The sequence below is a fragment of the Aliiroseovarius conchicola genome, from assembly GCF_041403445.1.
Classification (GTDB): domain Bacteria; phylum Pseudomonadota; class Alphaproteobacteria; order Rhodobacterales; family Rhodobacteraceae; genus Aliiroseovarius; species Aliiroseovarius conchicola.
Genome location: NZ_JBGEHL010000006.1, coordinates 73899 through 100367, shown reverse-complemented (window position 1 = coordinate 100367; position 26469 = coordinate 73899). Strand labels below are relative to the sequence as shown.

Genomic DNA, 26469 nt, shown 5'->3' with positions numbered 1-26469 from the left:
GTTGACGTTTTGTGATCTGTCTATGCCGCAAACACCATTGAGTTTCTCGCCGTTTTCCGATTGATACCGATGAAGCGAACGGGAGCGAACCATGACCACCTGGATTACCATATGTGACACTTGCAAACGCGAAGGCTGGGACGCGACCCAGACCCCGCAGACGGATGGTGAAGTGTTTGCCGCCTTGATCGAGGCGCAGGCAGAGGGAACGCCAGTCCGTACTCGGCGCGTGTCTTGCCTGATGGGCTGTGACAACAGTTGCAACGTAGCCATTCAGGCCGATGGCAAACTGTCCTACACATTGGGTCGGTTTGAACCTTCTGAGGAAGCAGCGCTGGGCGTGGTCGACTATGCTAGAGCACATGGCGACAGTGCGTCAGGCCAAGTGCCATATCGTGAGTGGCCGCAAGCGGTGAAAGGGCATTTTGTCACGCGCCACATGCCGCTGCCGGACGACGAATGACTGCAGGTGCCCAGACACGTGACCATGGTGGGGGGCTGGACGACGCGGTTAAGCGCTTTGGGGGGCACCGGACCAAATGGCTGGACCTGTCCACCGGGATCAACCCGACGCCCTACCCCATCGGCGATATCAATGCCGATGCATGGACCGCGCTGCCAGATCGTGCTGCGTTCGAAACGCTTGAACGTGCCGCGCGAAGATTTTGGTCTGTACCCGAGGACGCTGCCATTTTGCCCGCGCCCGGTGCTTCTGCACTGATTGCGCGCATCCCGGTTTTGCGCGGTGTCGGCAAAGCTGTCATCTCTGGCCCAACCTACAACGAACATGCCGCCGCATTTCAAGCGCACGGATGGCATGTGATCGATCAAGGCGCCGCCGCGGCGCGTGTCATTGTGCATCCAAACAACCCGGACGGGCGGCTTTGGCCTGCACCTGATGACGCTTATCCGCTAACAGTGATCGACGAAAGTTTCTGCGATGTGGCCCCAGATGCGTCTCATATAGCACTGGCCAATCGACCAGGTGTTCTGGTCCTGAAAAGTTTTGGAAAGTTCTGGGGATTGGCCGGGTTGCGTCTTGGGTTTGCCATTGGTGATCCCGAGTTGATTGCGCATCTGCGCGACACGATTGGCCCATGGCAAGTCTCGGGGCCGGGTCTGGAGGTTGGCGCGCGCGCCCTTGCAGATCAGCGCTGGGCCGAGGACACGCGTGCGCGATTGGCGCAAGATGCGTCCCGGTTGGACGCCTTAGTCTGTGACCAAGGCGCAGAGCTGGTCGGAGGAACGACGCTTTTCCGGCTTTATGACGTGCAGGACGCGGCGCTCTGGCAGACGAAGCTTGCACACGGTAAGGTCTGGTCACGTATCTTCCCTTACTCCAGTCGTTGGTTGCGACTAGGGCTGCCACCGGCGGATCGTTGGGCACAATTGGAGGCCGCATTGTGAGCTGTTTATGGATATTGGCCCTCGCGCTCATCCTTGATGCGCTAATGGGCGAGCCAGACCGGATCTGGAAAAAAATTCCTCACCCAGCCGTGCTGATGGGTGCGGCGATTGGTTGGTTGGATCGGTCGTTCAACGAAGGTGATGATCGGGTCCGAAAGGGCACGCTTGGCGTTCTTGCACTTGGCGTGATCGCCGGGATGGTTGGCTGGGCGATTGCCGATATATCCTTCGGCGGCGTGTTGGAGATACTTGTGGTTGCTGTCTTGCTTGCCCAGAAATCCCTGACGCAGCATGTTCAGGCCGTAGCAGATGCGTTGCGACAATCAACTGAGAGTGGACGCGAGGCGGTTTCGCTGATCGTCGGACGAGACACAGCGGACATGAGTGATGCTGCCGTCGCCCGCAGCGCGATTGAAAGTGCGGCCGAGAACTTCTCGGACGGTGTCATCGCACCGGTGTTTTGGTTTTTGGTTGCCGGTTTGCCGGGCATTTTGATCTACAAGCTGGTCAATACGGCAGATAGCATGATCGGCTATCGCACCCCTCGGCACGAGGAGTTCGGCAAATTCGCTGCGCGTTTGGATGACGTTCTGAACTGGGTGCCCGCGCGTCTGACCGCAGTGTTGTTTGTGGTCACACGCCGTGCATGGGGTGCGGTCTCTTCTATCCGGCGGGATGCGCCGTTGCACCGATCCCCGAACGCAGGTTGGCCCGAGGCCGCGATGGCCTGCGCTTTGAATGTCGCGTTGGCAGGCCCCCGCTCTTATGAAGGTGAAATACGGGATTTTCCGTGGGTGAATGGGGAAGGCGCGCGCGACATCGGTGCGAAAGAGGTCGACCAATCCGTCGACATGCTTTGGTCGGCGTGGTTGATTCTGCTGGGGATCACGATCCTTCTGGCGGTTGTCACCTGAGCGTAATCCGCTAACCTGCCCGCATGTCTGTTAATGAGGGTCGATCATGCAAAGAATCCTGACTGCCGCGACGCTGGCGCTATCGTTGATGGCGATGCCGTCCTATGCGGACCTTGTGAAATGCGGTGGTGGCTTCAAAACCTTCGTGAGCGCCATGAAAAAGGAAGCTATCGCGCAGGGGCATACCAAAGCATCCGTGGATGCGTTCTTTGCCTCGGTTCGGCAGGATCAGGCGACGCTCAAGGCGGACCGGTCTCAGGGCATATTCCAACGCCCCTTCATTGATTTTTCCCGCCGCTTGATCAGCAACGACCGGATGGCGCGCGGTAAATCCATGCTGAAGAAGCACAAGAGCGTTTTTCAGACCATGCAAGACACCTATGGCGTCAGTCCGGGTGTCCTGACTGCCTTTTGGGCCTTTGAGACGGATTACGGGGCATTTCAAGGCGATTTCAACACGCTGAACTCGCTTGTGACATTGTCCCATGATTGTCGCCGACCTGAATTGTTCCAGCCGCAAGTCTTCGCAGCGCTAGAGCTTTTCGAGCGCGGAGAGTTCAACCCCTCGACGTCGCAAGGTGCTTGGGCAGGCGAGATCGGGATGGTCCAGATGTTGCCGGGCGATATCATCGAGGCTGGGGTAGATGCGGATGGCAATGGTCGGGTCGACCTGCGGACCTCGCCGGCTGATGCCTTGTTGTCCGGTGCCAACATGTTGCGCCAACTTGGCTGGCGCGCTGGCGAACAGTGGCTTCAAGAGGTGGTTGTGCCGGACAATCTTGATTGGTCGAAGACGGGACTAAATCATAAGATGAGCGTCGGTGAATGGGCCAAGCTCGGTGTGAAACCTCGGGCAGGTCGTATGGGTCCGTCCGGGCTAGAGGCTTCGATCTTGTTGCCACAAGGGCGCAAGGGGCCAGCCTTTATCGCCTATCCGAATTTCGACGTGTATTTCGAATGGAACAAGAGTTTCGTCTACGTCACAACAGCCGCCTATTTCGCCACGCGGCTTGAAGGTGCTCCGGTGTACAAAGCAGGAAACCCCGACCCAGCATTTTCGGATAAGCAGATGAAGTCATTGCAGAAAAAACTGCAATCTCGCGGGCATGACGTTGGGAAAGTCGATGGCATTCTAGGAGCTAAAACCCGTGCGGCGGTACAAAAAGAGCAGATGCGACTTGGGCTCCCGGCGGACGCTTGGCCGACTGCGCGGTTGTTGAACGCACTGTAAGTTAGGTATCGACCAGAACGTCCACCTGTCTTTGCTATTGTCGTTGCATCAGGTTCTAGGACATCTTGTCTTCGAAATCCTTCACAAGCTCTGTCCACAGGTCAAACATCTCGTCGAAATCATCGGCGCTGACGCCTGCATTGCCGGTGTAGATGTCATACTCCAACCTTTTGCCGCCATTCTCTGCCTCATAGGCGCGGGCATATCTGTTTTCGGCATTCCAAAGGTTGATGGCCTCCATCGAGATTTCGCTTTCGGGTGTGTAGCCGGCAAAAAACTGAATCGAATTGCAATTCTTCGCCTCATGGCACCCATAGAAATATACGGCCATATCCGTGCCATAGTATTGGAAGGTCACAAGCGGATCGCCCACATTGTCTTCGCCGATTGTGGCAGGAGCGCCAATGTCTTCGAAGTATTTCAGTACTGTTTGCGGATCCGAAGCGATCACGGATTCTGCCAACGTGCTGGTTGCGAACGCCGATGTGGTGGCAAATATTGCGACGAAAAAGGTGTTTTTCATGAACTCACTCTCTAAAAGGCCTACAGGGAGAGGTTAGTCGCGGCTAGCGAAACGCGCAATGCTTAGGCGACCAGTGCCTCAGCGTTTTTAAGGTCCACGCTCACCAACTGGCTGACGCCCTGCTCGGCCATTGTCACACCAAACAACCGATCCATGCGTGACATGGTGACGGCGTGGTGAGTGATTGTCAGGAACCGGGTGTCTGTGCGGCGCGTCATTTCGTCCAGCAAATCGCAGAACCGGGTCACGTTGGCGTCGTCCAAAGGCGCGTCCACCTCGTCCAGCACACAGATCGGGGCGGGATTGGCTAGGAAGACTGCAAAGATCAGGGCAATGGCTGTCAGGGTTTGTTCGCCCCCAGACAGCAGGCTGAGTGTCGACAGCTTCTTACCGGGCGGCTGGCACATAATCTCTAGCCCAGCGTCCAGTGGGTCATCGCTTTCCACCAGCACAAGCTTGGCCTCACCGCCGCCGAACAGATGGGTGAACAAGTTGCTAAAGCTGGCATTCACTTGTTCAAACGCCGTCAGCAAACGCTCACGTCCTTCTTTGTTCAGGCTGGCAATGCCCGAGCGCAGCTTCTTGATTGCCTCTTCCAGATCGGTCTTCTCTTGAACCAGATTGTCATGCTCTTCCTGAACCTCTTTTGCGTCTTCTTCGGCGCGAAGGTTCACCGCACCCAGGGCGTCGCGCTGGCGTTTCAAACGGTTGACGTCATGTTCAATTTGCTCAGACGAAGGCATCTTCTCAGGATCGGCATCCAAACTCTCAAGTAGGGCATCCGGTGTGGTCTCCATATCCTCCGAAATCCGCTCGACCGCATAGGTCACGGTTTCGCGCGCGGCCTCAGTACGGGCCTCGGCGCGGGCGCGGGCTTCGCGGGCTTCGCCAGCGGCGCGTTCCGCATCTCGCTCGGCGTTCGCAGCCTGACGCTCGGCTGTCTCGCCTTCTGCCAAAGCGTCTGCGGCGGCCTTACGACGTGTCTCGGCCTCATCAATCGCGCTTGCCAGTTCGTCCCGCTTGGCGGCAAGTGTTTCTGGCGCAGTTTCGGCTTCGTGCAGCTCTTCCTCGCTTTCGGATTTGCGCTCTTCAAGCTCTGCGATGCGTTTTCCTGCGGTTTCCAACCGGTGCTTCCAGCCCGAAACTTCCTTGACGATCTCTTGGCTGCGCTTAGTCCTTGCCTCACCTTCGCGGCGCAACTCATCATGCGCGGATCGTTTGGCCATCATGGTCATCCGCGCCGCTTCAACCGCCATTTTGACGTCTTCGACCCCAGCACGCGCCGCGTCCAGATCACCCAGATCGGCCACGCCTCGCTCGGCCTCGGCCAATCGCTGACGTGCGCCCATGGCTTCTTCTTCGTGACGTTGTACGGCCAGCCCTAGGTTCTCTAGCTTGCCGCCTGCGATATTGCGATCTGCTTCGGCGCGCGACAGGGCGCGGTTCGCGTCTGCCATGGCGCGGTCCGCATCGCGGCGCGCATCGCGCGCACGTTTGTCGGCCTCGGTCGTCTCAACCAGTCGGGTCTTCAGGCTTTCATGGGCGGCGCGCGCACCACCAGCACGGGCCGACGCCTCTTCGAGATCCTGCTTCAGTTCTTGCAAACGGTTAAGTTGCTCAAGGCGCAGCGCTGCGGTCGACGGCTGATCTTCGGCCCCCGCGCGAAATCCATCCCAACGCCAAAGATCACCTTCGATCGAGACCAACCGCTGCCCTGGCTTCAACTCGACCTGCAAGCGTGCCGCATCGGCGGTCGAGACAAGGCCAATTTGGCTCATTCGGCGGGCCAGAACCTCAGGAACGGTTACGAAATTTGTTAGCGCGTTCACACCGTCTGGCAGCGCCTGCGCTTGTGAATAAGCAGGCAACGACGCCCAGCCCGACGCAGCTTCGCCGTCGATGGCCGGCGCACGCAGGTCATCCGCAAGCGCCGCGCCCAGAGCCTTTTCATAACCGGTTTTGACCCGTAGATCGTCAAGAACCTGACCACCCTCCGACGCATCGCGTTCAACCAGTCGGGTCAGCGCCTGAACCTCAGCATGAAGCGCATTGACCTCACCTTCGGCTGCGGACCGTGCCGCACGGGCGTCGGCTTCACGGGCTTGCGCTTCGGCGCGCGCCTCGTCTGCGGCGATTAGATCAGCTTCCGCGCTTTCGGCGGCTTTGGCCGATGCAGCCTCGGCGGTTTTTGCGGCCTCAAAATCCGTTCCGGCCTTGTCCAGAGCCCCCTTCGCATCATCCATGGATGCGCGCGCGCGTTCAGCTTCGCTTTCGCTTTTCTCAAGCGTCTTACGGCTGTCTTCCAGCAAACGATGAGCAGACTGATGGCGCGCGGCCAGCCGTGCCACGTCCTCTGTCAGCTGGGTCAGATCGCCCTCGCGTTCCTGCAAGATCGCGGCACTTTCACGGGCCTCTGTATTGGCGGCTTCAAGGGCTGCATCGTGGCCGTCAGACGCTTTGGTAAGTTGCTGTTGCTCCCAGTCCAATCGCTCGATTGTTTCGCCGGCATCCTTGTTCAATCCGCTTTCCCGTTCGATATCGCGCGATAGCTGCGTGATGCGAGCCGTCAGCGTTTCGATCCGTTGTCGGGCCTGATTTTCTTGATCAGATAGCTGGTCGCGCTGAACCTGAAGGCGTTGCAGGATTGCGGCAGCGACCGCTTCTTCCTCACGTAAGGGTGGCAGGCGATCCTCGGCTTCTTGCCGGGCCTTGGTGGCTGCACGAGATGCACCTTCGGCGGCGGCGGCGGCTTTCACACGTTCGGTCAGCAATGCTTCGGCCTCGGCGCGGGCGGCATCAGCTTCTTTCCATCGGCGGTACAGCAAAAGGCCCTCGGCGCGGCGCAAATCGTCTCCGATCGTGCGATAGCGAGCCGCTTGGCGAGCTTGTCGGGCCAGTTGCCCCAATTGCGAGGCCAGTTGCTCGATCACATCATCAACGCGTGCCAGATTGGTCTCGGTTCCACGCAGCTTCAACTCTGCTTCGTGGCGGCGTTGATACAGCCCGGAAATCCCGGCAGCCTCTTCCAGAATGCGGCGTCGCGCCTTCGGTTTGGCATTGATCAGTTCTGCGATCCGGTTTTGCCCCACCAGCGCGGGCGAATGCGCCCCGGTCGAGGCATCTGCAAACAGCATCTGCACATCGCGTGCCCGCACGTCTTTGGTGTTCACTTTGTAGGCCGACCCGGCGTCGCGTGTGATCCGGCGCACGATCTCGACATTGTCGTTGTCATTAAAGCCCGAGGGCGCGAGGCGCTCGCTGTTGTCAAGCAGCAGCGAGACTTCTGCAAAGTTCCGTGCGGGCCGGGTCGAGGCACCGGCGAAGATCACGTCTTCCATGCCGCCGCCGCGCATTGCAGTCGGGCGGTTTTCACCCATGACCCACCGCAACGCCTCCAACAGATTTGACTTGCCGCAGCCATTGGGACCGACAACGCCGGTCAGCCCATCCGCGATCACCAGATCGGTCGGGTCTACAAAGCTTTTAAAGCCATTCAGTCGGAGTTTTGAAAACCGCAAGCGGTCTGCCTCATTATTGATTCTTACCGTCAGATGATTGTTCGGATGGAAAACGAGTGAGTCAACGGTCAGGATCGATATCTAGGTGGGAAATGCAAGTTATCCACAAGATATTGCATTCAAGGTATGTCGCTAGTCGCGGCGGTGACGCCAAATCCCGCGCCAAGGTCGGTTTCGATCTTGACCCTTTGGCCCTGTGCACGGCAAAGAAGTCCAGCATGGTTCCCGATGGGACAAAAGGGAATACAGCGGAGACGACCCAAGCCGGGGTCTGATGCTGTAGCCGCCCCCGCGACTGTAAGCGGAGAGCATCTGCCAAAGCCACTGACCCGATGGGTTGGGAAGGCGGCAGGCGCCTCGACCCGCGAAGCCAGGAGACCTGCCATGCGCGAATGCAACCCACCCGTCGGGGAGACGGGCGATGGAGGATACTATGCAAGCAAAGATCCCTGCGACCGTTGTCACCGGCTTTCTAGGTGCGGGTAAAACGACCCTGATCCGGCATATGCTGGACAATGCGAATGGCAAACGCATCGCGCTGATCATCAATGAATTTGGCGATCTGGGTGTGGATGGCGATATTCTGAAAGGCTGCGGGGACGAGACCTGCACAGAAGATGACATCATGGAGCTGTCGAACGGCTGCATCTGTTGCACCGTAGCTGAGGACTTCATTCCGACGCTGGAAAAGCTGTTGGATCGTGACACGCCGCCAGATCACATTGTCATTGAGACCTCCGGTCTGGCGCTCCCGCAACCCTTGGTGCGCGCGTTTCAGTGGCCCGAAATTTCGACCCGCGTGACTGTGGACGGCGTGGTGACCGTGGTGGACGGTAAGGCCGTATCGGATGGGCAGTTTGCATCCAATCTGGAGGCCGTGGAAGCTCAGCGAAAATTGGACGAGAACCTTGATCACGAGACGCCTTTGTCTGAGCTGTTCAAAGATCAGGTGACCTGTGCTGATATGATTGTCGTGAACAAGTCCGACCTGCTGGGTGACAGCGAAGCGGACACGCTGGTATCAAAGCTGATCGCTGAAAGCCGCGACGGCGTTCAGGTCGTCCGCTCGACCATGGGTGCATTGCCGGTCGAGGTGCTTCTGGGCCAAGGCGCGGGTGCCGAGGATGATGTCGATGCCCGTCTGTCGCTTCATGAAAAGGGTCACCATCACCACGAAGACGAGCATGATCACGATCACCACCATGACGATGATCATCATCACGACAATGACCATCACCATCATGATCACGACCATGATGCGTTCGAGAGCTTCGTGGTCACGCGCGCAGAGGTGGTCGATCCAACCTCGTTTGCCGAGCAAGTCGCGCAAACTATCCGCGAGCACAATATTTTACGACTGAAAGGCTTTGCGGCCGTCGAAGGCAAGCCGATGCGTCTGACCCTCCAAGCAGTTGGTCCGCGCGTCGATACCTATTACGATCAACCTTTTGGCACGCAGCCGCGGGAAACCCGGTTGGTTGTCATCGGGCAATCAGGTCTGGACCGCGCGGCGATTGAGAAAGCACTGGTCGCATGACGATTGAGGTTGTCCCCGGCGATCCGCGCGACCCTCAGTCGGCAGCGTTGCTGGCGCAAAGCCATGCGCTGATGACAGAGCTGTTTCCAGCCGAGGACAATTTCTATCTGGAGATTGATGAGCTTTGCGTTCCTGAAATCTCGTTCTTTGTGGCGCTTGAAGCCGAGCAGGTACTGGGTACGGCGGCTCTCTATGACGCCGGAAGCTACGGCGAAGTGAAGTCGATGTTCGTGGCGACCGACGCGCGCGGCAAGGGTGTAGGAGAAGCGCTTTTGGCGCAGCTGGAGGCGACTGCACGCGCCAAGAGCCTGCCGGTTATGAAGCTTGAAACCGGTGACGCGCTGCACGCCGCGCACCGGCTTTACAGACGGGCTGGATTCGTAGACTGCGGTGCGTTCGGCAAATACCTGAACGCCGCAAGCTCGATTTTTATGGAGAAAGCATTGTGAGCCGTGCTCAACCCTTTTTGGCCGCCGCTGCTGCCTTCATCCGGGCCAAAAGCGCCGTCTTGTCTTCTTTGCGGTTCAGGGGGTTCTTCTCGGTCCCACGGGCGTTGTGTTCGGAATGGCGCGGAACGCCTTTGGCGGGTTTGGGTGCGCCGGCTGCTTTGTAATCCATGTGTCTACCTTGATCGGGTCTAATTTCCCCGGTCCTTAACATCTTAATTCGAAGGGCGCGACATGCATCTTCTGGCAGCCACACCGGGCAGCATTGATGACGGGAAAGAACCGGTTGATCTGGGGCAGACGCCTTCGGACTTGGTTTTCATTTCGGCGGCAGACACCGAGCTTGCAGGACTGTCGCAAGCGCGCGCGGAAATGCAGGATGCACCCGGTCTGCGCTTGGCCAATATGATGCATCTTGTGCATCCGATGTCCGTTGATTTGCATGTCGACAACTGCGCCACCAAGTCGCGGCTGGTCGTGGCGCGTGTGCTGGGCGGTGTGGGGTATTGGAAATACGGGGCTGAGCAATACGCGGCACATCTGCGCGATGCGGGCGTGCCTTTGGCGCTTCTGCCGGGCGACGACAAACCCGACGCCGAACTGCGCGCGCTTTCGACCGTGTCGGATCAGGATTATGACGCGCTCTGGGCCTATCTTGTGGAAGGTGGGCCAGAGAACGCGGTTGGGTTTCTGTCCTATGCCAAGGCAATGCTGGACGGCGACGACAAGCCCGAAGCGGCCCGTCCATTGTTGCGGGCTGGCGTTTACTGGCCGGGGTCCGGTGTGGCCGATATTTCGGCGGCCCAAAACGCATGGACCAAAGGCGCACCGGTCGTCCCTGTTGTGTTTTATCGCGCGCTGGTTCAAGGCGCTGGGCTGAATCCGATCAACCGGCTGGTGAAGGCGCTGTTGCGGCAGGGATTGAACCCGTTGCCGGTTTTTGTTGCGTCACTCAAGGATCCGGTGTCGGTGGCGACATTGGAAAGCCTTTTCACCGAAGCCGCACCAGATGTGATCCTGAACTGCACATCTTTCGCAGTTGGCTCTCCGCACGAGGGGGAGCATTCGTCGGGGGCTTCGAACCCCCTCCAGATGCCTTGGTGCAATGCCGCACCCGTCTTCCAAGTTGTGCTGGCCGGATCGAGCGAAGAGGCATGGGCCGAAGGGCTGTCCGGCCTGTCTGCGCGCGACATCGCAATGAATGTTGCTTTGCCAGAGGTTGACGGGCGCATTCTGTCGCGCGCGATTAGTTTCAAGGGCGAAGCGTTCTTCGACGAGGCCACGGAATGTCCCATCGCCACTTACCGCGCGCAAGGGGATCGGGTACAATTCGTGGCCGAGCTTGCTGCCAACTGGGTCGGGCTGCGGCGTGTTGCAGCTGGGGATCGCAAAGTGGCCCTGATCATGGCGAACTATCCCAATAAAGATGGGCGACTGGCCAATGGGGTTGGGCTGGATACGCCGGCGGCTGTGGTTCATGCGCTGGGGCTTCTTGACGGCGAGGGCTATGCCATCGACGGCGCCCCCGTGGATAGCGAGGCATTGATGCAGGCCGTAATGGCGGGGCCGACAAACTGGCTGACGGATAGGGCGGATCGCGCGGGTGGTGTACGGCTCTCGCTCGCGGATTATCAGACATATTACACCGGACTTCCGTGGGACATGCGTGCGGCGCTGGAAAGTCGCTGGGGCATGCCCGAGGACGATCCGTTCTTCGCAGAAGGCGGTTTCGCCCTGTCTGTGCTGACTTATGGCAATGTGGTGGTCGGTGTGCAGCCTGCCCGCGGTTACAACATTGATCCAACCGAGACCTATCACAGCCCTGATCTTATTCCGCCACACAACTACCTTGCGTTTTACTTCTGGCTGCGTCACGAGTTTGGGGCACATGCACTGGTGCATATGGGCAAACACGGAAATCTTGAATGGCTGCCGGGCAAGGCGGTCGCTTTGTCCGAAGAATGTTGGCCCGAGGCCGTCATGGGCCCAATGCCTCATGTCTATCCATTCATTGTGAACGACCCCGGCGAGGGTACTCAAGCCAAGCGCCGCGCGCAGGCTGTGATCATTGACCACCTGACACCGCCGTTGACCCGAGCCGAGACCTATGGGCCTCTGCGTGACCTCGAAGCGCTGGTTGATGAGTATTACGAAGCCGCCGGCGTTGATCCGCGCCGGATTGAGTACCTCCGCCGAGAGATTTTGACGCTGACGCAAGCTACCGGACTGGATGCCGATGTCGGGATGTCGGGGGATGACGACGATCAAGACCTCGCTAAGCTTGATTCCTACCTTTGCGAACTGAAAGAGGCTCAAATCCGCGACGGGTTGCACATCTTTGGGCAATCGCCCGAAGGGCGTCTGGAACGTGATCTGGTACAGGCGCTCGTCCGGGTGCCTCGTGGAGCGGGCAAAGGCGGCGACGCATCCCTTATACGCGCGCTTGCAGATGACTTAGGTCTTGATTTTGACCCGCTCGATTGTGACATGGCGGAACCTTGGGCTGGGATGCGCCCAGATGTGTTGTCCGGTGATGGCGCGTGGCGCAGCCAAGGCGACACGGTTGAGCGGCTAGAGGGATTGGCATCGCGTCTTTTGGACGGTCAGGCTGAAGCTCCGGGAGATAGCAGCGCTGCAGTTTTGGCGGAGATCGAAGCCCGCGTGCGCCCCAATGTGGCAGCTTGCGGTCCGGGCGAGGGGGAGGGACTCCTCACCGCCCTAGCTGGGCAGTTCGTCGCCCCTGCACCATCCGGTGCGCCAACTCGCGGACGATTAGACACGCTTCCCACTGGACGGAACTTCTATTCCGTCGACAGCCGCGCTGTGCCAACACCAACCGCTTGGGCGCTGGGCTGGAAATCAGCAAGTTTGTTGATCGACAAGCACCTACAGACTCATGGTGACTGGCCGCGCGCGATGCTGGTGACCGCATGGGGCACGGCCAACATGCGCACCGGCGGCGACGACATTGCGCAAGCGCTCGCCCTGATGGGTGTGAAACCCAAATGGGACAGTGCGAACCGGCGTGTGACGGGGTTCGAGGTGATCCCGGCGACCGCTTTGGGCCGTCCTCGTGTGGATGTCACGTTGCGCGTTTCGGGGTTTTTCCGCGACGCCTTCCCGCAATTGATTTCGCTTGTCGATAGCGCCGCGCGGGCGGTTCAGGCATTGGATGAGCCCGACGACGTTAACCCGGCAGCCGCGCGCGTACGCGCCGGTGAAGCCGCATATCGCGTGTATGGTTCAAAACCCGGTGCCTATGGCGCTGGCCTTCAAGCCATGATCGACGAACGGCTGTGGGCAGACAAAGCTGATCTTGCTGATGCGTATCTTGAATGGGGCGGGTATGCTTATGGCGCTGGCAGCGAAGGCGCGCGCGACCGTGAAGGGTTCGAAGCGCGCTTGGGTCAGGTCGAGGCCATTGTGCAAAACCAAGACAACCGCGAACATGATATCTTTGATAGCGACGATTACTATCAGTTCGAAGGCGGCGCAGCGGCTGCCGTCGCAACGCTTCAGGGGCGCGACCGTCCGATCTATCACAACGATCATTCGCGCCCAGAACGCCCGGTGATCCGCACGTTGGAGGATGAGATCGGCCGAGTCGTGAGGTCCCGGGTGGTGAACCCGAAATGGATCGATGGGGTGAAGCGTCACGGCTACAAAGGCGCGTTCGAGATCGCTGCGACTGTCGACTACATGTTCGCTTTTGCGGCCACAACGGGCGCTGTGAGAAGCCACCATTTCGATCTGGTCTATGGTGCGTTTATCGAGGATGAAGACACTCGTGAATTCATCGAGGAACACAACGAACCCGCGCTGAAAGAGATCGCCGAACGCCTGCGAGAAGCCATAGAGCGCGGCCTTTGGGTGCCACGTTCAAATTCAGCCCGTGCCATGCTAGACGGGATCACATGACCCCACGACGCGTTGCATCTTCCGAAGATATGACACCCATTCTGGAGCTGCTGCATCGCGCGTTTGCCAGCATGGAGGGGCGAATTGATCCGCCATCTTCGCTACATCGGTTGACGGCCGAAGGAATTGCCGAACAATCGCATACCGGCGAGGTTTGGGTGATCGACCACAAGGCCTGTGTGTTCTTAACACCTAAGCCAGATTACACACCGCCTGCGCTATATCTTGGCAAACTTGCCGTTGATCCAGTGGCGCAAGGGCAAGGTCTTGGACGCCAGCTGGTTAAGCTTGCCGAGGAGCGGGCACACGCGCTGAGTTTCGGGCGCTTGATTCTCCAAACCCGCGTTGAACTGGTCGAAAACCACGCCATGTTTTCTAAACTCGGCTTCCGAAAAATCGCGGAAAGCTCTCATGATGGGTATGATCGGATCACCGATTTCACGTTTGCGAAGGATTTGGTGGTGTGAACCATCTCCGCTATTCCGGCCTGCCTGCCGAAGATCAGTTGAATGCGTTGAAAACGATTGTGCGGGCGCAACCCCATCTGATGAACGTTCTTCAGATTGCGCGAGACATGCGGCTTCCGGATTGGTGGCTGGTATCGGGCGCGATCTATAACACTGTTTGGAATGTGCTGACCGACCGCGACCCGTTGACCGGGATCAAGGATATCGACCTGTTTTATTTCGACCCTGATACTGCGTGGGACGCCGAGGATCGGGTGATCAGACGCGGAGCGGATTTGTTCCCCCCGCACCCGCCCATCGAAATCCGCAACCAAGCGCGGGTACATCTTTGGTACAAAGATCATTTTGGCGAGGATTACGCACCACTGGCGTCGTCATGCGAAGGCATTGATCGTTTTGCGTGTAAGACGCATTGCGTTGGGATCCGACTTGAGCAGGACGATAGCCTTTCACTCTATGCACCATATGGTCTAGACGACGTGTTTTCGTTTCGCGTGACGCCCAATCGTGTCCTGAACAATCGCGCAACTCACGAGGCCAAAGCCGCCCGACAACTGGCCATCTGGCCGGAACTGACTGTGGTGCCTTGGGGCTAAGGCGTGATCCCACTGCAGTCGATCTTTGCCCGCTGAATAGCCTGATCACCTGACAGAGACCCTTCGACTACTTTGCAGCGTGTGGTTTCCTCGATCGCGATGCGGGCACGTCCAAGGATTACGGGTATGCGTGGCAGGGGTTCAAAGCTTGTCCGATAGACCTCGACCCAGTTTTCACGACGGTGGACCGAGAACGTTGAGCCCTCGACCGTGGTTTTCTTAACGCTTGTATCCGCGCTCATGAATTGAGGGCTGGGGCTGTCACATGCAGTTAGCAATGTGGTTGTCGCAATGATGCTCGCGGTGATTGTCGTTATCTTCACTATGGGTCTCCCTTCACCAGCAAGTTGCGCGGGTTTGGTTAACAACACGTAAATCTGGGAGCATCGGGCCGCGACAACTTGTACCGGTTGGCGGGGTTGAGGTGCTGGGCGACTCAGTCTAAATATATTCAAGAATATGAATATAAAAGAATGGAGAAACCCCATGCAACCCAATCGCCCTGCGGACAAATACTCTCCGCTCTATTTCCTTGCCTCGGTCGGGGTAGGCGGCCTTTCGGTCACGTTTTTCATGTATCTTATGTTCTGGGTGAAGCACCCCGGACGGCCCGTCCCGGTGTTTGAAGACATCATTGCTGCCTTCACATCGGGTTCGATGGGACTTCAAATCGCAATCGCAATTGCTTGGATCGGCATTGCGACCTTTGTGTTTTTGAACCTGAAATACCTGTTCTGGAACCTCAAAGCGTTCTCGGGTTTTCGCAAATCTGAAACCTATGAAAAACTAAAGAACTCGAACGGCGAAACAACCATCCTTGCCATGCCTCTTGCCATGGCGATGAGCGTGAACGGCTTGTTCATTGCTGGTCTTGTCTTCGTTCCGGGCCTTTGGCCGATCGTCGAATACCTGTTCCCATTTGCAATGGCAGCGTTTCTAGCAATAGGGATCTATGCACTTAGCTTGATCGGGGACTTCTTGGGTCGCGTTCTGTCCAAAGGCGGCGTCTTTGACGTGACTGCGCATAACAGTTTCGCGCAGATGCTGCCGTCCTTTGCCCTCGCGATGACCGCTGTTGGTTTTGCCGCCCCCGCAGCCATGAGCCACAACACGATTGTTGTTGGCGTGTCGCTGGTCGGGTCAACGTTCTTTGGTATTGCAGCCATTGTATATGCCGCACTTGCCCTTTTCACAGCCTTCAACTCGATGCTGCATTACGGCACTGCGAAAGAAGCAGCGCCAACCCTGATGATCGTGATCCCGCTGATGACCATTCTGGGCATCATGTTCATGCGTCAGAACCACGGTTTGCATGCCACGTTCGACGTACACGGGTCCGCTGCGGAAACGATGATCTTCCTTGCGCGTTTGATCGCCGTTCAGGTGCTGTTCGGATTGTTGGGCATGACGGTTCTGTCGCGGGTCGGATACTGGAAAAGCTATGTGTTCGGGTCCGAAGCTTCGCCGGGTTCCTATGCCTTGGTGTGCCCCGGAGTGGCGTTGTCGGTCCTGCTGCAGTTCTTCGTTAACTCCGGCTTGGTGAAGGCTGGCGTGCTGGATAAGTTTTCGGTCACCTATTGGGCGATCACGGCCATCGCCATTGCCTTCCAATTCGGAATGGTTGCTTTGGTTTTCCGTCTGAACAAGCAGCATTTCGGGCGTGCCGAACAAACGGTTGTTCCGGCTGAGTGATCCATCCGGAATGAATTTGAAAGGGCGTGCCAGAAATGGTGCGCCCTCTCTTGCATCTGGAGCTTGCGAGACGCAATGTAGACCACGCGAATATTAGTGAGGACAACATGACCGTAGATCCCGACCGCCACGCAACGAAGATGGCCAAGAAGAAGGCCGCTCGCGACAAAATCATGGCTACCAAGACCGACAAAAAGGGTCTGATCATTGTTCACACAGGCAAGGGCAAGGGCAAAAGCTCGGCTGCGTTCGGGATGATTTTCCGGTGCATTGCGGCTGATATGAAAAGTGCCGTCGTGCAATTTATCAAGGGCGGAATGGATTGCGGCGAGCGTGATCTGATCAATGCGAAGTTCAGCGATATCTGCGAGTTCCATACTATGGGCGAAGGCTTCACATGGGAAACACAAGACCGAACGCGCGATGTTGAAATGGCACAAGCGGCTTGGGAGAAGTCGAAAGAGTTGATCCGCGACCCGTCAAACAAGATGGTGCTGTTGGACGAGATCAACATTGCGATCCGTTACGACTATGTCGACGTGAACGAGGTCGTGACGTTCCTTGTGGATGAGAAACCCGAGATGACACATGTCGTCTTAACGGGTCGCAATGCCAAAGAAGAACTGATCGAAATCGCGGACCTTGTGACCGAGATGGAGCTGATCAAGCATCCGTTCCGGGCAGGTGTCAAAGCGCAGCTTGGGGTCGAGTACTAAGACCCTTTTGCTGCCTTCTCTCCTTGCGCACGCAGTTCATCCATTGTCATGCCGGGTGTTGCGACCTGCGGGTCCAACACCAGTTCGATCACGGCCAGCGTGTCCGCTTGTTGGGCGCGTTTGAACGCCCCCGCGAATTCGGCCCCATCAGTGACGGTTTCCCCGTGTCCGCCATAGGCCCGCGCGAGCACTGCAAAGTCGGGGTTGGCCATATCCGTGCCCGATACGCGGCCGGGATAAGTACGTTCCTGATGCATTCGGATCGTACCGTAACGTCCGTTGTTGGCGATGATGGCGATGGGTTTTGCGCCGTGCTGAATGGCGGTCGACATCTCGTTCAATGTCATCTGAAACTCGCCATCGCCGAGCCATGCGACGACCGTACGCCCCGGGTTTTCCAGACTTGCAGCGACGGCGGAGGGAAACCCATAGCCCATCGAACCCGAAGTCGGGGCAAGCTGAGTGCCGTGCTGTTTGAAGCAAAAATAACGGTGCAGCCAAGTTGCGTAGTTACCCGCGCCATTCGTCATGATTGTGTCGTCAGGCAGGTGATCCGACAGCAACGCCATGATGCGTTCTAGCTTGACCGGGCCGGGAGTCTCTATCGGCGTTTGGAATGCCTCGTAGGAGACGCGACCTGCCTTCGTCCATTCTGCCCAATTTGGGGATGTCGTTGCAGGCAGTTTCACGAGTTCACCAAGGGCTTCTGGCCCGGTTGCGACCAGCCCTATATCTGCATGGAACACTCGGCCAATCTCATCGGGTTGCGGATAAACATGCACGATGCGCTTTCCGGTCTGGGCCGGATCGAGCATTTCATAGCTTCCGGTCAGGATGTCGCCAAGGCGACTGCCCAGAACAATCAATGCATCAGCCTCATCGAACATTGCCTTCAGACCGGGATTAATCCCAAGCCCAAGGTCTCCGACATAGTTGGGGTGCCGATTGTCCACATAATCCTGCCGACGAAACGCGGTGGCAATCGGAAGGGCATGCGCGGCAGCGAAATCGGTGAGATCACCCGCGGCTGTGGGCGACCAAACTGAGCCGCCAGCGACAAGCAGTGGTCGCTTGGTTGATTGGATGGCTTCAAGAACTCTGGCGGCATCTTGGGGTGTAACGTGCCCAGTCGATGTCTGTATCGCTGGCCTGTCGGGCACATCCACACAAGCACTGAGCATATCCTCGGGCAAGGCAACCACAACGGGACCGGGTCGGCCAGAACGTGCGACATGAAAGGCGCGGGCAAGATATTCAGGCAAGCGCTCGGTTTGGTCAACTTCGCAGGCCCACTTGGCCAAAGGACCAAAGACGGCGCGATAGTCCACCTCTTGAAACGCCTCTCGATCACGGTGCGCGCGCGCGATCTGGCCAACAAAAACCACCATCGGCGTGCTGTCTTGCATCGCCACATGGATACCGGACGAGGCATTCGTGGCCCCCGGTCCGCGTGTGACAAACAAAACCCCCGGCTCTCCGGTCAGCTTGCCATGTGCCTCGGCCATCATCGCGGCTCCACCTTCTTGACGGCAAACGATGTTCTCAATCCCGCTGTGATACAGCCCGTCCAGAGCGGCCAGAAAACTCTCGCCGGGAACCGAGAATACGCGACGCACCCCTTCGGCTTTCAGATGATCAACCAGGATTTGTCCGCCATGCCGCATGCTTACGTCCTTTGCATTGCACTCAACCGTTGACCTTGCGTATCGCACACCGCACCTTGGCGCAGGCGTAACAGGAGGCTGAATTGTCTAAACACCGTTTGCTTGGCATGTCCGGGTCACTGCGTAAAGATGCAACGAACCGGTTTCTCATCCGAAATGCTGCCCGCCTGTATGGCGATGCGGAGTACACCGAGGCCGATTTGAACCTGCCGCTTTACAACGGCGATGACGAAGCCGCGCATGGCGCGCCAGAAAGCGTTATCCGGCTAGCGGGTCAGATTGCAGTCGCTGATGCCGTGATCATCTCGACCCCCGAGTATAACAAGATGATCACGGGCGTTCTGAAAAACGCGCTGGACTGGGTCAGCCGGGTGAAGCCGCAGCCTTGGGCCGGGAAACCTGTCGCGGTGATGTCAGCCGCGGCTGGCCGGGCAGGCGGAGCACTTGCGCAAAGCTCGCTTGTGGCCTCGATGGTGGCGTTTCAACCGAACCTGATCATCGGTCCAGAAGTTGCGGTTGCCGGAAGCAGTCAGGAGTTTGACCAAGACGGACAACTGACCAATGAAAGATACGAGGCCGCGTTGAAAACCCTGATGGAGAAGCTGCGGGCCGAAGTCGGGGACTGATCATCCGATATGGTTGGAAATCTCGATCAGGTTCTGGTCAGGATCACGGACATAGATTGATCGAATGGGGCCGGTGGCACCTGTGCGAGAGGTGGGGCCCTCCTCGATATCGATTTCAGCCTCTTCCAGATGCGATATCCAATCCTCCAACGGCGTATCGCTGAGGAAACACAGATCGGCGCTGCCCGGCGTTGGGTGCTTCGCCTTGGGGTCAAATTCTCCGCACTTGGGGTGAAGATTGATCTTCTGTGACCCAAACGAAAGCGCCCAGCGGGATGACCCGTCAGAGGGTCGGAACTGCTCTGACCGCATGCCGAGAATGCCCTCGTAAAACGCGATTGTGGCTTCGATATCCGCGACTGTTAAGACGAGGTGATCGAGGGCGGTGAGGTTGGGTTGCATTTGCTTGTCCTGTCATGCGTTACTTTGAAGTATGCTACGGAAAGCGCCGTCTGCACTGTCGGCACTATCCAATTTTAAAACCCCATCGCCCATAAAAGTAATCGTAAGCCTTTTGCCGATCGAACCACATCCATCTGATTTGATTAGAAGTATTGGACCCTTCCATATCCGTGGAAGCATGGAATCTACTGTATTCCAGAGATTTGGAGTACTCGATTATCTGCAAACGTGGAAATACTACGAAATCTCCAAAGGTCCATCCACTCACCCAAACATCATAGAACAGTATGGGCAAATGGCCCATTTTGAGTTCACAGCGTTCTTGATACGGGTACAACGCCCCATCCACGTAACATAACCCGTGTGAATATATCGGCTCACCAAGTTCCTCCCGCACCTCGAGGTAGCGTTTTTGGGACACATCTACCGAGCAGATTTCCGGCTCTGGCGCGGCTTCATAGAAGACGAGTGCGATGAACAGCAGAGCGGCCACCGGGAACAGTACAGGTACGGCCAGTCGGTTCAGAATAACGATGAGTTGCCTTATGAGCTTAGCTTTCAAAACGCTTGCCACCTGAGTTCGAATATGTGGGTTCAACCTATAGGTTTACAGACTCGCCTCAACCCGGAAATCATCTGGAATTCCATCGCGCCCTTCCAGTACAAGTTCAGCCATCACCTCGCCCACCTTCGGCCCCATGCCGAACCCAATCTTGAAACCTCCATTCGCGATGAAATGATCGGGTCGGTCAGGGTATTCCCCCAGCATCGGAGCGCGGGATTTGGCGCGGGGGCGGACACCGGCCCATCGTTCGATCACAGGTGCTTTGGCGATGGCAGGACAAGCAGCGCGGGCGCGGGTGATCACATCCTCTAGCGCATCGTCACAGCTGGTGGGGTCATCAAATTCGCGTTCGCTGGTTGATCCGATGGCGACGGTTCCGTTGGCGTGCGGGATGATGTGCAGGGCGTCCGTGAACAGCTGCGGAAGCGCGGCCGCATCGTGTTTTAACAGCGCGCTTTGGCCTTTCACGCCATTGCCGACCGGCTTGCCAAGCTCATGCGACAAGACCTCAAGCCCGCGCCAGCCTGTCGCCCAAACGACTTGCCCCTCCTCGGGGCTTTCGCCGACAATTTCTCCACCCCATGCTTGAATGGCACCAGCAAGAGCGTGCGCTGCAAGACGTGGGTTCATCCGCGCGGTCAGTGTGTCATGGATAACAAACCCAGTGGCGCTATCAGGTGCCCAATTGGGAAAGTCCGAGGCGGGTAGAACCTCCCACACCGCCTTGCCTTGCCACAGGGTGGCGGCCTCGTCTTTTCGGGACTGTGCCAAGTCCAACAGGCGTTCATCTGCGATGGGCTGGAGCCGCCCTGTGCGTCCGTAACCTGAAGATAGGCCAGATGTGACTTCGACTTCCGCCCAATACTCTTCGGCCATGATCAGGCTATCGAACTGAAAGGCTTTCTTGGCGTTCCAGCGTTCCGGCACATGCGGCGCAAGCGCGCCGACCAGCCCGCCGGATGACCCAGCGCCAACGCCGTATGGGTCGATCACACGCACTTTTGCGCCTCGTTTGATGCAGCTCCACGCCACCGACAGGCCAAAGATACCTGCGCCATAGATTGTCACATCGACGATTGCCAAAGCACCGGTCCTTCTTCATGGTCGCGCGCGGTAATTGGACTTTTAGGGCATGTCATGACCAAGCGCCAGAACGCAGAGATTTCGTGGAAAGACAGTGGTGTGCCAGTGGCCACGCAGTTTGACGACCCTTACTTTTCGCTCGAAGACGGGTTGGCTGAGACTCGGCATGTGTTTCTGGATGGAAATGACCTGCCCGCGCGTTTTGTGCCGGGGTTTCATGTGGCCGAGTTGGGGTTCGGCACCGGGCTGAACATGCTCGCAACCTATTTGTCGTGGAGGAATGCCGGTGCACCTGAAGGCGTGCGGTTTACCTCGTTTGAGGCGTTTCCAATGACCGCGACTGACATCGCCAAAGCCCTGCAAGCCTTTCCCGAGGCATTGGAGGTGGCGGGTGCTTTTCTGAACGCCTGGGCGGAAGGTAAGCGAGCTTTCGACATTGATGGTTTTGCCGTTGAAGTGATCGAGGGCGATGCGCGTGAAACCCTGACGGATTGGTCCGGCAAAGCAGATGCTTGGTTTCTGGACGGGTTCTCTCCGGCCAAAAACCCCGAGCTGTGGGGCGGCGATTTGATGGCTCAGGTCGGCCAGCACACCGCCGTGAATGGTACGTTTGCGACATATACCGCGGCCGGATTTGTTCGAAGGGCGCTAGACGCAGCGGGTTTCGACGTGGAACGGTCGCCTGGATACGGACGCAAGCGGCACATGAGCCGAGGTGTCTTACGCGCCTGAGGAGACGCCAGATGGACAACAACACCCGCATGGGTATCTGGCTGATGATCGGCGCGACCTTCGTGTTTGCGATGCAAGACGGCATCTCGCGCCATTTGGCGGGCGAATACAGCGTCTGGATGGTTGTGATGATCCGCTATTGGTTCTTCGCGGTGTTTGTCATTTGGATCACGCGCCGGAACGGAGAGCTGCGCCAAGCCTTGAACCCCGCACGTCTGTATCTGCAGATTTTCCGGGGCGCGCTTCTGGCGTTAGAGATTTGTGTGACAGTCTTGTCATTTGTCCTGCTTGGACTTGTCGAAAGCCACGCTGTTTTCGCCTGCTATCCGCTGTTGGTGGCAGCGTTTTCGGGCCCGGTGCTAGGTGAACATGTTGGCTGGCGGCGCTGGGCGGCAATCGGCGTTGGCTTTATCGGCATTCTGGTGATCTTGCAGCCGGGATATGGCGTGTTTGCCCCCGAAGCCATCGTGCCCCTGATCGGAGCCTTGATGTTCGCGCTTTATGGGCTTCTGACTCGGCTGGCCGCCAAGACGGACAGCACGCAGACCAGTTTCTTCTGGACTGGCGTGGTTGGAGCCGTGGTTATGACACTGATTGGCATCTGGTTTTGGGAGCCTATGTCTGGCCGCGATTGGGGCTGGATGGCGCTTCTATGTGTCACAGGCGTTCTGGGTCATTGGCTCTTGATCAAGTGCTACGAGTTTGCCGAAGCCAGCGTGGTTCAGCCCTTTGCCTATCTGCAGCTGGTCTTCGTCGCGATCCTTGGGGTGTCGCTGTTCGGCGAGACGCTGAGGACCAACGTGGTCATCGGCGCAACGATTGTCGTTGCGGCAGGCGTTTTCACTCTATTGCGCAGCCGCCGTCCCGCGAGCCCTACTTCTTAAGCTCTTTCGACAAAGATAACGGTTCGACCTTACCGGTCAGCCGGGCCCGATAAACGGGCAGGCTTTCAGCCACTCGCATGACGTAGTTCCGGGTTTCGCGAAACGGAATATGTTCGATCCAGTCGACGATATCTGTTGATGAACTACGCACGTTGCCGAAGCGTTCAGTCCATTGCCGCGATCGTCCGGGACCGGCGTTGTAACCGACCGCGATCAAGACCGGGTTGCCGTCAAAATCCTCGATCAACTTGGCAAGGTATTCGGACCCCAGGCGCGTGTTATACGGCGGGTCAGTGATCAAACGAGACTTTGAGTATGGGATACTAAGGCGTTTGGCCATGTCCGACGCGGTGCCCGGCATAAGCTGCATCAGACCGCGCGCGCCGACACCAGACATGACGCTTGGATCAAACTCGCTTTCGCGCCGCGCGATGGCAAGTTCCAAAGCGCGTGGCACTGTTCGGTTTCCACGCCCAATATCTGGCGTCGGGTAATAGGGGTTTGGAATGACCATCCCTTCGCGGGCTGCTTGTTTGGCGATCATGACCTGAAGGTGAGGCTCATTCACACTTTCCGCCCACGCGCCCAACTGTCCGATTTCCTCGCGGTTCAGGCTTTCGGCAAGATGGACCGAAAACCGCTCGGCCCAGTAAAGCTCGTCGGCGGCCTGAAGAAGCCGCGCGGCTTCCATTACTGAACCGCCCCAGAATTTGGCCTGCCTATGTGGAGGGAACGGTTCGTTCCCAGTCAGGCGGGGGTCCATGCCAATACCAGCCTTCTCAGCTGCAAGAAGCCCGTAAAAACTGGTTTGGTATTCTCCGCCGAACTCATAGGACGCTTGCGCCGCGACCGCGTCGCCCGCTGCTTCATGCGCCCGACCAAGCCAATAGCCAGCGCGGCCAAGACTTATCGGGGTGTCGACGCCCAGCCGGAAGGTCTGAAAATGCTCCAGTGCTGTGACCGGGTCACTTAACTTACGCAGGGCGACATAGCCTGCCAACCACTCCAGATCATTCTGGCTTGAGCCGCCGGAAAGATGATGGAATGCAGCCAGACGATACGCTTGCTCAGACTTGCCCTCGCGCATCGACCAGCGGGCCAAGACACGGCGCCAGCTTGCCCACCTGTCTGGTTGCCCCAACGACATCGCATCTTTTGATCGTGATAAAAGCAGATCAACAGCATCCTGATTGCGCCCCTTGGAGGCACGCCACAGGAATCGTTCATAAGCCAACCCCGGATCATCCGACAAAGATGCTGGCACGGTTTTGATCAGAGCATCGACGCCATCTTTCTTCTTGCGAAGCGCCAGCCGAGCATTGGCAAGCGCGCGCTGGTCTTTGCTGACCAAAGGCAACATCCGTGTCGCCTCTTTGGTGGCACCGCGCCATAAAAGCGCGTCCATCCGGTCCCAGTGATAAGGTTTGAGCGTTTCGCCATAGCGGGTCAGGAACGCTTCTTGCTCTTCGCTATCAAGCGATAGCGTGGACCAGGCTAGGACGATCTGCGCGCGCGCTTCTTCGTTTGCACCCGTTGCGGTCAAGGCTTCGGCCAATCGCAAGGCACCGCGCCCTGTCTGCGGTGGCTGAGGACTGAAGAAATCCAGCACTTTTTGCGGCTGATAGCGATGCGGGATTGTTTTCTCGGATTGCCTTCGCAACAGTTTCAGGCCGGGCCAATCAGGGTGTTTGGCCAAAAAGGCAATCGTATCCTCGAACCGACCTTTGCCCTGTCGCAGGCGATGCCACTCGACGATATCGCGGGCCAGAGGGCCACCCTTCTGTGCGGTTTGCAACGCGTCGGTCCAGTTCTCACTACGGGCCTTTGATACGGCCTCTTTCAAACTGGTGACGGCGCTCGCATCCTGTGCCGCAGCCCCGGTTGGGGCAGCGGTTAATGACATGATAGACAGGGACAAAGCCCCGATTACGCGTTTCATATTCCTGCTCATGAGAAAAAAGTAGGTATGCAGGCCAGATACGCAACACACAAACTTGGCATTTGTGCAGAACCCGGCTAGTTTCCGCCGCGTTTGTGGTCGCGATTCAATCGTGCGCCGCATGTAACCTGGAAACACAAAATTGGAGCGTGTCATGTTCAAAGGATCTCTTCCTGCCCTGGTCACGCCGTTTAAAGACGGCGCAGTGGATTTTGACGCGCTCAAACGTTTGGTGGACTGGCATATTGATCAGGGATCGCATGGTCTGGTGCCTGTGGGTACAACTGGCGAAAGCCCGACGCTAAGCCATGAAGAGCACGAGCAGGTCATTGAAGTCGTGGTGAAGGCAGTTGCGGGCCGAGTACCTGTAATCGCGGGTGCCGGATCGAACAACACGGCCGAAAGTCTGAGCCTTGTTAAGCACGCCAAGGCAGTTGGTGCAGATGCGGCGCTGGTTGTTACACCGTATTACAACAAGCCGACTCAAGCTGGCTTGATTGCGCACTATTCGGCACTGGCCGAGGTTGGCATCCCGATCATTGTTTACAACATTCCGGGTCGCTCTGTTGTAGACATGTCGCCCGAGACAATGGGTGAACTGGCCAAACTTGATATGATCGTAGGCGTAAAGGATTCATCGGCTGATCCGGCGCGTGTGGCCATGCAACGCATGACCTGTGGCGCGGATTTCATCCAGCTTTGCGCCGAAGACCCTGCCGCCGTTGGGTATAACGCGATGGGTGGTGTCGGTTGTATCTCGGTTACGGCCAATGTGGCACCAAAACTGTGCAGCCAAATTCAGGAAGCAACGCTGGCCGGCGATTACGCCACCGCATTGGAGCTGTCCGACAAGATCATGCCGCTTCACCGCGCGGTCTTCCTTGAGCCGGGTGTGGTCGGGGCGAAATACGCGATGTCTCAGCTGGGTTTGTGCGACGCTGAACTGCGTCTGCCGATGGTCGAGGCAACTGACGGCACGAAAGCGCAGATTGACGCAGCATTGCGTCATGCTGGCTTGATGAACTGAACCTGACCGGCCCGGCATTTTGGCGTTCTGCCAAGGGCTGGGCTGGACAGCGACGGGCAGAGGCCCTACATCCGCGTCATGGCCAAGACGAAAGAAGACACCAACTACAAAGTGATCGCCGACAATCGGCGCGCGCGGTATGATTACGCGATCGAAGAAGATATCGAATGCGGCATCGTTCTGATGGGATCCGAGGTCAAATCTTTGCGGCAAGGTGGCGCGAATATCGCGGAAAGCTATGCCGAGGTTGATGATGGTGAGCTGTTCCTGACCAATGGGTACATCGCGCCCTACAAGCAGGCCGTTACTTGGGGGCATCAGGAGCGTCGTCGGCGCAAGCTTTTGGCGTCGAAGCGTGAGATTTCCAAGATGTGGAATGCGACTCAGCGCAAGGGTATGACCCTTGTGCCGCTGGTCATTTATTTCAACCACAAGGGCTTGGTGAAGATCAAAATCGGCATCGCTAAGGGCAAGAAAGCCCATGACAAGCGCGCAACTGAGGCGAAGCGTGATTGGGGTCGTCAGAAGCAGCGGTTGTTGCGGCACGGAGAGTGAAGGGGCTTTGCCCCTCTGCGCGATGCG

25 protein-coding genes and 1 riboswitch are annotated in these 26469 nt (G+C 57.8%); of the genes, 16 read left to right on the top strand and 9 right to left on the bottom strand.

Annotated features, from left to right (window positions below; genetic code table 11):
- Positions 1-91 precede the first annotated feature (91 nt).
- The 4 genes from V6N04_RS11970 to V6N04_RS11955 are packed head-to-tail and all read left to right on the top strand — an operon-like array spanning position 92 to position 3552.
- A complete protein-coding gene (locus V6N04_RS11970; RefSeq protein WP_371170407.1) occupies positions 92-463 on the top strand; it encodes a DUF1636 family protein in 372 nt (123 codons plus the stop codon).
- Positions 460-1407: a threonine-phosphate decarboxylase gene (locus V6N04_RS11965; RefSeq protein WP_371170406.1), complete on the top strand. Its 948-nt coding sequence runs from the start codon at positions 460-462 to the stop codon at positions 1405-1407. The genes V6N04_RS11970 and V6N04_RS11965 overlap by 4 nt, the downstream gene beginning before the upstream one ends.
- Entirely contained in the window at positions 1404-2321 is a 918-nt protein-coding gene (gene cbiB, locus V6N04_RS11960) for an adenosylcobinamide-phosphate synthase CbiB (protein ID WP_371170405.1), read from the top strand. The genes V6N04_RS11965 and cbiB overlap by 4 nt, the downstream gene beginning before the upstream one ends.
- Before the next feature lie 46 nt (positions 2322-2367).
- Entirely contained in the window at positions 2368-3552 is a 1185-nt protein-coding gene (locus V6N04_RS11955) for a lytic murein transglycosylase (RefSeq protein WP_371170404.1), read from the top strand.
- Between the two features lie 55 nt (positions 3553-3607).
- Here V6N04_RS11955 and V6N04_RS11950 read toward each other — a convergent pair whose 3' ends face one another.
- Together V6N04_RS11950 and smc are read right to left on the bottom strand one after the other, a co-directional pair.
- Positions 3608-4075, bottom strand: a complete 468-nt coding sequence (locus V6N04_RS11950; RefSeq protein WP_371170403.1) for a YbjN domain-containing protein — start codon at positions 4073-4075, stop codon at positions 3608-3610.
- A 62-nt stretch (positions 4076-4137) separates the two neighbouring features.
- Entirely contained in the window at positions 4138-7593 is a 3456-nt protein-coding gene (gene smc / locus V6N04_RS11945) for a chromosome segregation protein SMC (RefSeq protein WP_371170402.1), read from the bottom strand.
- Positions 7594-7795: 202 nt separating this feature from the next.
- Positions 7796-7994: riboswitch (cobalamin riboswitch) on the top strand.
- A 32-nt stretch (positions 7995-8026) separates the two neighbouring features.
- Between smc and cobW the strand changes: the two genes are divergently transcribed.
- Positions 8027-9130, top strand: a complete 1104-nt coding sequence (gene cobW, locus V6N04_RS11940; RefSeq protein ID WP_371170401.1) for a cobalamin biosynthesis protein CobW — start codon at positions 8027-8029, stop codon at positions 9128-9130.
- The gene (locus V6N04_RS11935; RefSeq protein WP_371170400.1) at positions 9127-9579 is read left to right on the top strand and encodes a GNAT family N-acetyltransferase; all 453 of its coding nucleotides are present in this window, start codon (positions 9127-9129) and stop codon (positions 9577-9579) included. Before cobW ends, V6N04_RS11935 begins: the two co-directional genes overlap by 4 nt.
- A 7-nt stretch (positions 9580-9586) precedes the next feature.
- On the opposite strand, the gene V6N04_RS11930 is transcribed toward V6N04_RS11935, so the two are convergent.
- Entirely contained in the window at positions 9587-9748 is a 162-nt protein-coding gene (locus tag V6N04_RS11930; protein ID WP_371170399.1) for a hypothetical protein, read from the bottom strand.
- A 62-nt stretch (positions 9749-9810) separates the two neighbouring features.
- Between V6N04_RS11930 and cobN the strand changes: the two genes are divergently transcribed.
- From cobN to V6N04_RS11915, 3 genes are read left to right on the top strand one after another with little or no spacing between them, the layout of a single operon-like run.
- Entirely contained in the window at positions 9811-13494 is a 3684-nt protein-coding gene (gene cobN, locus V6N04_RS11925; protein WP_371170398.1) for a cobaltochelatase subunit CobN, read from the top strand.
- Entirely contained in the window at positions 13491-13961 is a 471-nt protein-coding gene (locus V6N04_RS11920; protein ID WP_371170397.1) for a GNAT family N-acetyltransferase, read from the top strand. Before cobN ends, V6N04_RS11920 begins: the two co-directional genes overlap by 4 nt.
- Positions 13958-14557, top strand: a complete 600-nt coding sequence (locus tag V6N04_RS11915) for a nucleotidyltransferase family protein (protein ID WP_371170396.1) — start codon at positions 13958-13960, stop codon at positions 14555-14557. The genes V6N04_RS11920 and V6N04_RS11915 overlap by 4 nt, the downstream gene beginning before the upstream one ends.
- On the opposite strand, the gene V6N04_RS11910 is transcribed toward V6N04_RS11915, so the two are convergent.
- Positions 14554-14880 carry a hypothetical protein gene (locus tag V6N04_RS11910; protein ID WP_371170395.1) on the bottom strand — a complete coding sequence of 109 codons (327 nt, stop codon included), beginning with the start codon at positions 14878-14880 and terminating at the stop codon, positions 14554-14556. The genes V6N04_RS11915 and V6N04_RS11910 overlap by 4 nt on opposite strands.
- 163 nt (positions 14881-15043) lie before the next feature.
- On the opposite strand from V6N04_RS11910, the gene V6N04_RS11905 reads away from it, so the two are divergent.
- Positions 15044-16249 (top strand): TsoY family (seleno)protein, encoded by a 1206-nt coding sequence (locus tag V6N04_RS11905; protein WP_371170394.1) that lies wholly within the window; start codon positions 15044-15046, stop codon positions 16247-16249.
- Between the two features lie 107 nt (positions 16250-16356).
- Positions 16357-16965, top strand: coding sequence for a cob(I)yrinic acid a,c-diamide adenosyltransferase (gene cobO, locus V6N04_RS11900; RefSeq protein WP_371170393.1), 609 nt, complete (start codon positions 16357-16359; stop codon positions 16963-16965).
- Here the strand turns inward: cobO and V6N04_RS11895 are convergent.
- Positions 16962-18629 (bottom strand): thiamine pyrophosphate-binding protein, encoded by a 1668-nt coding sequence (locus V6N04_RS11895; protein WP_371170392.1) that lies wholly within the window; start codon positions 18627-18629, stop codon positions 16962-16964. The two genes, cobO and V6N04_RS11895, sit on opposite strands and share 4 nt — an antisense overlap.
- An 83-nt stretch (positions 18630-18712) precedes the next feature.
- Here V6N04_RS11895 and V6N04_RS11890 point away from each other — a divergent pair, with 83 nt between their 5' ends.
- Positions 18713-19255: an NADPH-dependent FMN reductase gene (locus V6N04_RS11890; protein ID WP_371170391.1), complete on the top strand. Its 543-nt coding sequence runs from the start codon at positions 18713-18715 to the stop codon at positions 19253-19255.
- On the opposite strand, the gene V6N04_RS11885 is transcribed toward V6N04_RS11890, so the two are convergent.
- The 3 genes from V6N04_RS11885 to V6N04_RS11875 all read right to left on the bottom strand — a co-directional run bounded on the left by V6N04_RS11885 (position 19256) and on the right by V6N04_RS11875 (position 21305).
- Positions 19256-19657, bottom strand: a complete 402-nt coding sequence (locus tag V6N04_RS11885; protein WP_371170390.1) for a VOC family protein — start codon at positions 19655-19657, stop codon at positions 19256-19258.
- Between the two features lie 64 nt (positions 19658-19721).
- Entirely contained in the window at positions 19722-20219 is a 498-nt protein-coding gene (locus V6N04_RS11880) for a hypothetical protein (RefSeq protein WP_371170389.1), read from the bottom strand.
- Positions 20220-20264: 45 nt separating this feature from the next.
- Positions 20265-21305 (bottom strand): NAD(P)/FAD-dependent oxidoreductase, encoded by a 1041-nt coding sequence (locus tag V6N04_RS11875; protein ID WP_371170388.1) that lies wholly within the window; start codon positions 21303-21305, stop codon positions 20265-20267.
- A gap of 54 nt (positions 21306-21359) precedes the next feature.
- On the opposite strand from V6N04_RS11875, the gene mnmC2 reads away from it, so the two are divergent.
- Complete coding sequence (gene mnmC2, locus V6N04_RS11870) at positions 21360-22037, top strand: tRNA (5-methylaminomethyl-2-thiouridine)(34)-methyltransferase MnmC2 (RefSeq protein WP_371170387.1); 678 nt, start codon at positions 21360-21362, stop codon at positions 22035-22037.
- An 11-nt stretch (positions 22038-22048) separates the two neighbouring features.
- Complete coding sequence (locus tag V6N04_RS11865; protein WP_371170386.1) at positions 22049-22921, top strand: DMT family transporter; 873 nt, start codon at positions 22049-22051, stop codon at positions 22919-22921.
- Here V6N04_RS11865 and V6N04_RS11860 read toward each other — a convergent pair.
- A complete protein-coding gene (locus tag V6N04_RS11860) occupies positions 22911-24860 on the bottom strand; it encodes a lytic transglycosylase domain-containing protein (RefSeq protein ID WP_371170385.1) in 1950 nt (649 codons plus the stop codon). The genes V6N04_RS11865 and V6N04_RS11860 overlap by 11 nt on opposite strands.
- Positions 24861-25014: 154 nt before the next feature.
- Here V6N04_RS11860 and dapA point away from each other — a divergent pair, with 154 nt between their 5' ends.
- Entirely contained in the window at positions 25015-25887 is an 873-nt protein-coding gene (gene dapA, locus V6N04_RS11855; RefSeq protein ID WP_371170384.1) for a 4-hydroxy-tetrahydrodipicolinate synthase, read from the top strand.
- A gap of 78 nt (positions 25888-25965) precedes the next feature.
- Complete coding sequence (gene smpB, locus V6N04_RS11850; protein WP_371170383.1) at positions 25966-26442, top strand: SsrA-binding protein SmpB; 477 nt, start codon at positions 25966-25968, stop codon at positions 26440-26442.
- The last annotated feature ends 27 nt before the right edge of the window (positions 26443-26469 follow it).

Coding starts and splice junctions, on each gene's coding strand:
- V6N04_RS11885 (WP_371170390.1), bottom strand. CDS start 19,657: ATGCAACCCAACCTCACCGCCCTCGATCACCTCGTCTTAACAGTCGCG.
- V6N04_RS11860 (WP_371170385.1), bottom strand. CDS start 24,860: ATGAAACGCGTAATCGGGGCTTTGTCCCTGTCTATCATGTCATTAACC.
- smpB (WP_371170383.1), top strand. CDS start 25,966: ATGGCCAAGACGAAAGAAGACACCAACTACAAAGTGATCGCCGACAAT.
- V6N04_RS11865 (WP_371170386.1), top strand. CDS start 22,049: ATGGACAACAACACCCGCATGGGTATCTGGCTGATGATCGGCGCGACC.
- V6N04_RS11950 (WP_371170403.1), bottom strand. CDS start 4,075: ATGAAAAACACCTTTTTCGTCGCAATATTTGCCACCACATCGGCGTTC.
- cobW (WP_371170401.1), top strand. CDS start 8,027: ATGCAAGCAAAGATCCCTGCGACCGTTGTCACCGGCTTTCTAGGTGCG.
- V6N04_RS11920 (WP_371170397.1), top strand. CDS start 13,491: ATGACCCCACGACGCGTTGCATCTTCCGAAGATATGACACCCATTCTG.
- dapA (WP_371170384.1), top strand. CDS start 25,015: ATGTTCAAAGGATCTCTTCCTGCCCTGGTCACGCCGTTTAAAGACGGC.
- V6N04_RS11955 (WP_371170404.1), top strand. CDS start 2,368: ATGCAAAGAATCCTGACTGCCGCGACGCTGGCGCTATCGTTGATGGCG.
- V6N04_RS11965 (WP_371170406.1), top strand. CDS start 460: ATGACTGCAGGTGCCCAGACACGTGACCATGGTGGGGGGCTGGACGAC.
- V6N04_RS11970 (WP_371170407.1), top strand. CDS start 92: ATGACCACCTGGATTACCATATGTGACACTTGCAAACGCGAAGGCTGG.
- cobN (WP_371170398.1), top strand. CDS start 9,811: ATGCATCTTCTGGCAGCCACACCGGGCAGCATTGATGACGGGAAAGAA.
- V6N04_RS11930 (WP_371170399.1), bottom strand. CDS start 9,748: ATGGATTACAAAGCAGCCGGCGCACCCAAACCCGCCAAAGGCGTTCCG.
- mnmC2 (WP_371170387.1), top strand. CDS start 21,360: ATGACCAAGCGCCAGAACGCAGAGATTTCGTGGAAAGACAGTGGTGTG.
- V6N04_RS11935 (WP_371170400.1), top strand. CDS start 9,127: ATGACGATTGAGGTTGTCCCCGGCGATCCGCGCGACCCTCAGTCGGCA.
- cobO (WP_371170393.1), top strand. CDS start 16,357: ATGACCGTAGATCCCGACCGCCACGCAACGAAGATGGCCAAGAAGAAG.
- V6N04_RS11905 (WP_371170394.1), top strand. CDS start 15,044: ATGCAACCCAATCGCCCTGCGGACAAATACTCTCCGCTCTATTTCCTT.
- V6N04_RS11895 (WP_371170392.1), bottom strand. CDS start 18,629: ATGCGGCATGGCGGACAAATCCTGGTTGATCATCTGAAAGCCGAAGGG.